This window comes from Hydrogenimonas thermophila (assembly GCF_900115615.1).
Taxonomy (GTDB): Bacteria; Campylobacterota; Campylobacteria; order Campylobacterales; family Hydrogenimonadaceae; genus Hydrogenimonas; species Hydrogenimonas thermophila.
On record NZ_FOXB01000060.1, the window covers coordinates 1 to 9,381 of the forward strand.

Here is a 9,381-nt window from a genome sequence, read left to right on the forward strand (position 1 = left end):
ATTTGAGTGATCCAGAGAAAGATTATAAATATAACATTTTAAGACTGCACGATCAAAAACACCCAACAGCTGTAGCAGAACATAATAGCTCTTTAAGCGCAAAAGGTTGGAACTATAAAGCAGAAGGTTTGGAAGCAACAGCCAATAGCGGAACACCTATACTTTGTGCATCTTGTCATAAGAGTAATGCTCTGCCAGGAACTGGAGTTGATGATATAAAACCATTAACCCAAGCACTGCACTCTAAACACACAGATGTTACAGACCCAGATACAGGACTTACACTAAATAACAGTACAAACAGAAATGCTTGCTACACTTGCCACCCAGGTGCAACAACTCAATGTTTAAGAGGTGCAATGGGAAATGCTAAAAACCCTGATGGTACAAGTAAAATGCAGTGCCAAAGCTGTCACGGTGTAATGAGTGCAGTAGGAAGCAGTAGTCGTGAAGGTTGGTTTGATGAACCAAATTGCCAAAGCTGTCACCAAAATGGAGAGCGTTACACAGAAGCAGTAACAGATATGCTAACAGGTACTCTTAGAGCATCACTAGATAACCGCTTTGCAACAAATCCAGATACACCAATGACAGGAAAGAGTCTATACAGATACAGCACAGGTCACGGCAATATGCAGTGTTCAGCTTGTCACGGTTCAACACACGCAATCTACCCAAGTGCTAAAGCAGAAGATAATATTCAAAGCATTCAAGCACAAGGACACGCAGGAACTATAGGAGAGTGTACAGCTTGTCACACAACAGTACCATTTACAAGCAATAAAGGACCACACGGAATGCATACAGTTGGACAAGCTTGGGTTGATGGACATGGTGATATTGCAGAAGATGGTGGTGCTTCAAGTTGTACTGCCTGCCACGGTAGTGACTATAAAGGTGCACCTTTATCTAAAACTATGAGTGCAAGAACATTTACTACGGAGTGGGGAACTAAGACATTTGCTGCTGGGCATATGGTTAGTTGTTTTGATTGTCATAAGTCTGACTAAGATTTATCGTAAAAAAATTATACCCATTTAAATGGTTGTAGTTTAGAAAAAAGTTATGTTTATCAACTATTTTTTTTACTATATTCAGTCCAAGACCATATCCATGTTTATTATTACTATCTCTTGTAAAAGGTTGTATGTAATATTCTAAATCTTTGTCAAGTTTCTCTCCAAAACTAATGACAGTAATTTGTTCAGGTTTTGCTTCAATTACAATAGGAGTTTTTACACTATATTTTAATCCATTCTCTACCAAATTTTTTAGCGCAACAGATAAATAGTGAAGATCCGCATCTATTTCAAAATCATCTATAACTATCTCTAAGTCATCTTCATTAATAAATAGTTTAGATAAAGCTTCTGCAATTAGAGTTGATGCTTTAAACTTTGTTCTATTTAAGTTCTCTTCATCCAGTAGTTTTATTTGCAATATATCACTTGTTAAACTATCCAACTCTTCCAATACCTTTTTTAAAACCTCTTTGTTTTTACTATTTTCAAGCTTCTCTATGGCAAATTTTCCTTTTGCTATAGGAGTTTTTAATTCATGTCCAACATCCCGTAGAAGTTCCTCTTTTGATTGTATTGTTTTTTGAAGTTTTTCAGCCATTTTGTTAAAACTTTCAGCAACTTCCCCTATCTCATCACCAGTTTTTACATCTGTACGTACCGATAAATCACCACTTGAAAATAGTTTCATAGTTTGGCTTATATTTTTTAATGGCATAATCATTTTTAATACTAAGAGATAGATAATTATAAGAAGAGAAATATCTAAAATTAATAGTAAATATGTAATTTTAAGATCATTAATATAATCTTCTTGAGACTTATCATATACTATAAGTTCATTATCTAAATATTTTATATACAAGTAATATTTAGAGTTGGTTTTAATGACTTTTATCTCTCCATATGTTAAACTTTTTCTAAAAACAGTGCTGCTTTTATGTAAAAAAGAGCTTTTATCAACTTTTTGTAAACCAAGTTCAGAAAGTTTTTTCTGAAGCTTTATATTTTCTCCCTTTGCAAAGATTGATAAAATTACTTTTGCATCGGTAATATAATTATTGATTTGAATTACTTCATTTTTTTTCAAATTCGATTTTTCTACCCAAAATGCAATAAATATCATAAGAAAAAGACTTGAAAGAAATAGAAGAGTAATTTTTTTAAATATAGACATTTTTATTTTCCAATAAATTTATAACCAATACCCCAAATAGATTTTATATATTTAGGATTTTTAGGATCATCTCCAATTTTATGTCTAATATTGCTTATGTGCATATCAACTGTTCTATTTTTTGTATCAATTGGCAAAGAGGAAGCATTGATAATCTGTTCTCTTGAGACAACTCTATTTTGATTTTTCAAAAGATGAAAAAATATTTCAAATTCAACCTTTGTTAAATCTATTGGGTAATTATCTAAAAGCACCTCTCTATTTGTTGTATCTATTATAAAATCAGAAATTTTTGTCTTGTTACTTTTATTTAAACGTCTTAATACTGCCTCTATTCTAAGTACAAGCTCTCTAGGCTCATATGGTTTAGCCAAATAGTCATCAACACCTAATTCAAAACCATATATTTTATTGCCAATATCTCCTCTAGCAGAAGATATTATTATTGGAATATCAGAATGCTCTTTTATTGTTTTACATACATCAAATCCATCCATGCCCGGCAACATAAGATCTAAAATAATTACATCAAAATTATTTGGAGCTTTTAAAAATTGGTTAATAGCCTCTTTTGGATCTGTAAAAGATTCTATTTTATATCCAAAACTTTCTAAATAGTCACAAATCAACTCTTGCATCTGCTTATCATCTTCAATCAAAAGGATGCTGTTATTCAACTTCCCACTCCTCTATATAGTCAATAAAAAGTACTCTTTGTTTTGGAGTCAATACTTTATGAAGTTCAGAAAACAACTCAACTTCAATATCTATTGACTCTTTTTTTAGCTCCACTAAAATAGATATTAATTTTTCTTTATTAAAATTGTCTTGCAAAAAAAGCTTTTTTATACGACTCTCTACTATCTCTTTCTTTTGGTGTAAAAGTTTTAATCTCTGATTATTTCTTGAAAGAATGTTAAGTATCTTCTCTTTTTGTACTCTAGTTAAATTAAGATAACTTAAATCGTGTGGCATATGAAACTCAAATAAATCTTCTTCATCATTATGATCTGCTAAAAGTATATTAAAAGATAAAAAGAGTATTAAAAAAAACTTCATTGCTATACTCCACTATTTGGTATCTTTATACTACTGTCTTCAATTAATCCTTGCTCAATATCTTTATGACAAGCTTTACAGTTTGCTTTTGACTTGATTGAACTTGATATAAATATATCTCTATCCAAATTTTTATGTTTTCCAATCCAGTAAGGTGTTTTTGTTATAGCTATTATATCTTTCTTACCTTTTAAAGATTCAGTTATATAAAATGCAGCCTCTTTGGTAGAGTTACCAGCACTATTTGCTAATAAAAATTTTTCAATTGAAATTCTATCTTCCTTTTCGAGTGAAGCATCATCTCCAAAATGATCTTGAAGTGTTGCCATTAGTTTTTTCCAAGAATTAGTAGGTAAAAGAAAAGGTGGATATAGGGTATGGCAAGCAGAACACTCATCTACAAATAGAGAGTGCTCATTTTCATAGTTTACAGGTACAAACCTACTACTTGTTAACCCTGAATCAAACGTAGTTGCATATAATGGTATAAGTATTGCAAATAGTAACATTATCACTGCAAAAAGCTTTTGAAAAAAGTTTAGTGAAGCAGGATCGGCTTCAATATTTTTATAACCGGTAATCATTGAACTTAGTGTATTTATTTTGCTATGAAGAAGTCTATCTACTATTACACCTATAATATGCATACCTACAAGTAGCAATAAAAAATTTGCAAAAAATTCATGTATTTCTTCAAATAGTTCCATCTCTTTAAAAAATGAACTATTTAAAAAAGATAGTACTCCTCTTCCTTCTTGAATGCCATAAGTCAAAATTCCAGTTAATGTGGCAAACAAAACAGTAACTATAATTCCCAGCATCACAAAGGATGCTGCAGGATTATGACCAGTATATATTTTTTTAGTATTTGAAAAATTCAAAATAAACTCTATAATCTCTTTTATTGATAGTGGCCATTCAGCAAATTTTGAGTATTTAGGTCCTATAAATCCCCAAAATATTCTAAAAATAATAAGAATTCCTACTCCATACCCAAATGCTGCATGTATATTTAAAAAACTCTCCGTTTCAGATGTTAAAAACATCAACACAATATAAACAACAAGCATCCAGTGAAAAATGCGTGTCGGAAGTGTCCATACATAAGTTTGCATTATTAATCCTTTCAATCATCCCAACGTCCATAGTTTGGTATATATATCTCTTTTTCACTATAACTTCCACTTTGAGCATTAGTATGGCAAGCATTACAATTAGCTAAACTTTTTACAGCTTTTTGTTTAATAAAACGTTTTGGAATCTCTCTATGCTCTTTCTTAAAATATGGTGTTTCACTGATACGAAGTGGCGATGTATTAGGATAGATGCGTTTTCCCATTTTCCCAATATCACCGTAAACAGCTTTATTATCAGAAGCATTTTCAAGAAGATACTCAAGTATCTGTTGAAATTCCTCTTTTTCAAGTGTAGCATCTGTACCAAAATGGTCTTCAAGAGTAAGCATCATCTTCTTCCATGAACGCTTTGGAAGAAACTCTGGTTGATATGCCATATGGCAAGCACCACACTCATTTTTATATAACTTTGTATTACCTGACACTAGATAACTTTTTTTATGATAAACCTCTTTTCTTTCATGTTCATTATCTTCATCTGCAAATATTACAACACTTCCAACTGCAAGCATTGCTACAGCAGCAAATAGAAAAAACTTTTTCATAATACACCTCCTCACTATTTTGATAGAATAAATGTTAAAACATCGCCTTTTTCAATGGCAGTGCCTTCTCTTTTATAAACATCTTTGAAATTACGCCTCAGCCACTTTTTAACTTTTTTTACATCTTTAAGTCTTTTAGAATTAACTTTTGGTGAAAGTGGCTCTAGTTTTTTTCCTGTAAAGATATTTTCACCATTTTTTGTCAAATCATTAGTATGACAACTTGCACAAGATATTTTTTTCCCTCTTTTTCCAATATGTTGAGAGAAAAATATATCTTCACCACGTTTTGCATCAAATCCTTTAAATGAAGGATTCTCAATTTTTGCTTGAACTTTAAGACTTTGCATATAGTCATCAATTGGTGCAGCTATTACAAATGTAAAAGCGGAACCTAGCAGTAAAATGTATCTTTTCACTATACACCTCCTTCTAATTTGTTGTAATTAAAATTTTTACAGAAGAAGGTAAATTTATGTTTTGAGTTTTCTTGACTATTTCTTGACAATTTATTAACTCAATAATATTAATTAAATTAAAGATAAAAAAGAACTAAATAACTAGACAATAATGTAAAAATTTTTATTCCATATATAAGTAAGTGATTAAATCAAATATATTAACTACATTCCATAAATCAATAATAGACTTGATATATGTAAGTATTACAATGTCTAAATGTAATTTATTTACATTTAATATGTAATTTATTACAATTATATTTGTAATTATTACACGAAAGGATTGAAAATTATTTTCAGAGAACCTGTTATAAAAGATTCCATACAGATGCATAAATTAGTAATCAAGTGTGAAAGCCTTGACCTAAACTCTCAATATAGCTATATGCTTATCTGTACACATTTTAAAAAAACAAGTATTGTTTGTGAATCTAAAGGAAAAGTAATAGGATTTATATCTGCATATATTTTGCCAGATAGACAAAATACTATTTTTATATGGCAAGTTGCTGTTGATAGTTCATATCGTGGCAATGGGATTGCATTAAAAATGCTAAGTAGTATCTTATCAAGAAAAGAACTATCCGATATAAAATATATTCATGCAACAATTTCTCCATCCAATATTGCATCAAGAAACTTATTTAAAAAATTAGCACTATATTTAAATACTTCTATAAGAGTCAACAAGTTCTTAAAAAAAGAATTATTTATAAATGAATCTCATGAAGAAGAGGAACTATACCAAATAGGTCCAATAAACTTATAAAGGAATAAAATGAGAATATTTGAAAACTATGAATCTGAGGTACGTGGTTACATTCGTTCATTTCCAACTATTTTTGAAAAAGCAAAAAATTCAATACTTGTAGATGAGCAAGGAGTTGAATATATAGATTTTTTTGCTGGAGCTGGAACATTAAACTATGGTCACAATAACGAACATATAACAAATGCTTTACTAGAGTATTTGAAAAAAGATGGTGTCGTACATGGATTAGACATGGCCACAACTGCAAAAAAAGAGTTTATCCACTCTTTTCAAGAGAATATTTTAAAACCTAGAAATTTAGAATATAAATTACAATTTACAGGTCCAACAGGGACAAATGCAGTTGAAACAGCACTTAAATTAGCAAGATTAGTAAAAGGTCGTAGCAATATTATATCATTTACTAACGGCTATCATGGACTTACTCAAGGATCTTTATCTATTACCGGAAATAATGAATATAGAGATGAAAGCTATATAAGTAGATGTAATGCTGCTTTTATGCCCTATGATGGTTATTTTGAAAATATTGACACAATAGAATATCTAAGAAAATTTCTTGCTGATGGCAGTAGTGGAGTAGATACTCCTGCTGCTATTATTGTTGAAACTGTCCAAGGAGAAGGTGGAATTAATGTTGCATCAAAAGAGTGGTTACAAAGACTAGAAGCTATTTGTAGAGAATTTGATATTTTACTTATTATTGATGATATTCAAGTAGGTAATGGAAGAACAGGAGAGTTTTTTAGCTTTGAATTTGCTGGTATTAATCCAGATATAGTCACTCTTTCAAAATCTATAGGTGGTGGTTTACCGATGGCAATGCTTCTTTTTAAACCTGAACTTGATCAATGGAAACCTGGTGAACATACTGGAACATTCCGTGGTAACAATCTTGCTTTTGTAGCTGCTAAAACTGCTATAGAAAATTATTGGACAAACGACGATCTATCAAAAGCTGTTTTTTATAAAGAAAAAATTTTAAAAAAGCATCTTGAATCTATAGTACAAAAGTATAAGCAATATAATATAAGTATTCGAGGTAGAGGACTTGTTTATGGTTTTGAAGTATTAAATGATTCATCAGTAGCTTCTGAAATATCTGCAAAATGTTTTAATAATGGCTTAATAGTTGAAACAGCAGGTTCAGAAGGACAGGTTATAAAGTTTCTACCACCTTTGATCATAGATGAAAAAACTTTAAAAAATGGTTTGGAAATATTTGAAAAATCTGTAGAAGAAGTTTTTTTAGAAAAAGAAAAACATTTAAAAATGGAGTTTTAAAATGATTATAAGAAATATAAAAGATATCATAGGAACAGATAAAGAGGTACATGCAAAAGATGGTCAATGGAGTAGTCGTAGAATGTTACTTCGTAATGATAATATGGGTTTTTCATTTCATGAAACAATAGTTTATGCACGAAGTAAAACTCATATACACTATAAAAACCATTTAGAAGCAGTATATTGTGTTTCAGGCAATGGCTTAATTGAAGATTTAAAAAGTGGTAAAGTATATGAAATTTATGATGGAATTATGTATGCACTAGACAAACATGATGAACATATCTTACATGGTGGAACAGAAGATATGCGCCTTATTTGTGTCTTTAACCCTCCTCTAGTTGGCACAGAAAACCATGATAAACATGGAGTTTATCCTATCATAAATGAGTAATAATGAAAAAAGGTTTATTTATTAAAAAAAATCGACCAGTATTTTTTTATTTTTATTTATTTCTATTGATTACAACTGGCTTATTATATATATTCTCTTCAAATTATTTTGAAAGAGAATCACCTGTTGTAACTATAGAAAATAATAATTTTTGGAATTTAAAAAAACCTATAGAATTTACTATTAGTGATAATAGCGGTATAAAGGAGTACAAAATTATTTTAGAAACAGAAAATTTCAAAAAAGAAATCGTACATGAGAAATTATTTGAACGCAAAAAAAGTTTAAAAGTAGTTGTAAAATCACCTCATATTTTAAGAAGTAAAATTTATAAATTAAATAATAAATATATTAATTTAATTGTAAAAATTAGAGATATAAGCAAGTGGAAAATTTATGGAAATCAAACAGTAAAAACTTTTACACTTAAAGTCGATACAAAAAAACCATATATTAATATTATTGAACATTCATATAAAATATCACGAGGAGGTTCTGCATTAGTTATTTTTCAGGCATCTGATGAAAATTTTCAATCTATATATATTCAAATTAATAATGGAAAAAAATTTAAGGTAGAACATTTTATAGACAACTATTATATATCACTAATTGCTTGGCCTATATCTGAAAAATACTTCAAAGCTACAATAGTTGCAAAAGATAAAGCAGGCAATATATCTAAAGTTTATATACCATTATATTTAAATAATAAATTTTACAAAACATCAAATATTAATTTAAGTGATAAATTTTTGCAAAATAAAATTCCTAAAATAGCTAATAAACTAGAAAAAACTGACAAATGTACGAATACTATAAATTGTTTTAAATATATTAATGAAGAATTGAGACATATAAATGAAAAACTCATACAAAATACAGCATCATTTAAAAGTTATAAATTTAACTTTAAACCATTAAATCCATTAAAAAATGCAGCTGTTCTTGCAAGTTTTGGTGGACATCGAAAATTTTTTTATAAAGGAAAACTTATATCTGAATCTTATCATTTAGGTTTAGATCTAGCTAGTTATGCCATGTCAAAAATATATTTAACAAATAATGGAAAGGTCGTATTTGCAAAAGATAATGGTATATATGGCAATACATTAATTATTGCTCATGGACTAGGATTATATTCATTATATGCTCACTGTTCTAGTTTTAATGTTTCTCTTTATGACAAATTATACCCTCGTATAATACATTTATAGAAATAATTTAGAGATTTTCATCCAAAAAGGATTGAAAAATTAACTCTAAATTATTACTATCAAGAATGAAGAAATTAGACTTCAGATCTTTAACTTAATCACAGTCTAACCAAAGAGCTAAAAAGTCTTTTTATACCCCCTGTGACTTCTTTAAGCTTAGTTTGCTTAAGGAGATCACTTAATTTAGCTTGACTGTCTCTTTGGTGATAATCACTGATTAAAAGTTGCAATGATGCTTTTGCATCAATTGCTCATTGATTACGAGGCTGTGATGCCCTTTGGGCAACCAAAGAGAGATACGAGAGGAGCTTATA

The 9,381-nt window shown here is 29.4% G+C and carries 10 protein-coding genes and 1 pseudogene; 5 read left to right on the forward strand and 6 right to left on the reverse strand.

Features of this window, described 5'->3' with window-relative positions; genetic code table 11:
- Window positions 1-1,010 (forward strand): annotated as a pseudogene (locus BM227_RS12835) (hypothetical protein); the annotation flags it as partial.
- On the opposite strand, the gene BM227_RS11875 reads toward BM227_RS12835, so the two are convergent.
- Genes BM227_RS11875 through BM227_RS11900 form a run of 6 tightly spaced genes read right to left on the reverse strand, consistent with a single transcriptional unit; the run spans window position 979 to window position 5,355 of the window.
- Window positions 979-2,196 (reverse strand): ArsS family sensor histidine kinase, encoded by a 1,218-nt coding sequence (locus BM227_RS11875; protein ID WP_092914145.1) that lies wholly within the window; start codon window positions 2,194-2,196, stop codon window positions 979-981. The pseudogene BM227_RS12835 and the gene BM227_RS11875 sit on opposite strands and share 32 nt — an antisense overlap.
- A gap of 2 nt (window positions 2,197-2,198) precedes the next feature.
- Window positions 2,199-2,873 (reverse strand): response regulator transcription factor, encoded by a 675-nt coding sequence (locus BM227_RS11880; RefSeq protein ID WP_092914147.1) that lies wholly within the window; start codon window positions 2,871-2,873, stop codon window positions 2,199-2,201.
- Window positions 2,866-3,255 (reverse strand): Spy/CpxP family protein refolding chaperone, encoded by a 390-nt coding sequence (locus BM227_RS11885; RefSeq protein WP_092914149.1) that lies wholly within the window; start codon window positions 3,253-3,255, stop codon window positions 2,866-2,868. The genes BM227_RS11880 and BM227_RS11885 overlap by 8 nt, the downstream gene beginning before the upstream one ends.
- Window positions 3,256-3,257: 2 nt before the next feature.
- Window positions 3,258-4,370, reverse strand: a complete 1,113-nt coding sequence (locus BM227_RS11890; RefSeq protein ID WP_092914151.1) for a cytochrome b/b6 domain-containing protein — start codon at window positions 4,368-4,370, stop codon at window positions 3,258-3,260.
- Window positions 4,371-4,381: 11 nt separating this feature from the next.
- Window positions 4,382-4,936: a diheme cytochrome c gene (locus BM227_RS11895; protein ID WP_092914153.1), complete on the reverse strand. Its 555-nt coding sequence runs from the start codon at window positions 4,934-4,936 to the stop codon at window positions 4,382-4,384.
- A 14-nt stretch (window positions 4,937-4,950) separates the two neighbouring features.
- The gene (locus BM227_RS11900; protein ID WP_245757071.1) at window positions 4,951-5,355 is read right to left on the reverse strand and encodes a DUF1924 domain-containing protein; all 405 of its coding nucleotides are present in this window, start codon (window positions 5,353-5,355) and stop codon (window positions 4,951-4,953) included.
- Between the two features lie 325 nt (window positions 5,356-5,680).
- Here BM227_RS11900 and ectA point away from each other — a divergent pair, with 325 nt between their 5' ends.
- The 4 genes from ectA to BM227_RS11920 are packed head-to-tail and all read left to right on the forward strand — an operon-like array spanning window position 5,681 to window position 9,067.
- On the forward strand, window positions 5,681-6,166 hold the full coding sequence (ectA, locus tag BM227_RS11905; RefSeq protein WP_281244334.1) for a diaminobutyrate acetyltransferase: 486 nt from the start codon (window positions 5,681-5,683) through the stop codon (window positions 6,164-6,166).
- 9 nt (window positions 6,167-6,175) lie between these two features.
- Entirely contained in the window at window positions 6,176-7,453 is a 1,278-nt protein-coding gene (ectB, locus tag BM227_RS11910) for a diaminobutyrate--2-oxoglutarate transaminase (protein ID WP_092914156.1), read from the forward strand.
- A 1-nt stretch (window position 7,454) separates the two neighbouring features.
- On the forward strand, window positions 7,455-7,850 hold the full coding sequence (locus tag BM227_RS11915) for an ectoine synthase (protein WP_092914158.1): 396 nt from the start codon (window positions 7,455-7,457) through the stop codon (window positions 7,848-7,850).
- A 2-nt stretch (window positions 7,851-7,852) separates the two neighbouring features.
- Entirely contained in the window at window positions 7,853-9,067 is a 1,215-nt protein-coding gene (locus BM227_RS11920; protein ID WP_092914159.1) for a M23 family metallopeptidase, read from the forward strand.
- The last annotated feature ends 314 nt before the right edge of the window (window positions 9,068-9,381 follow it).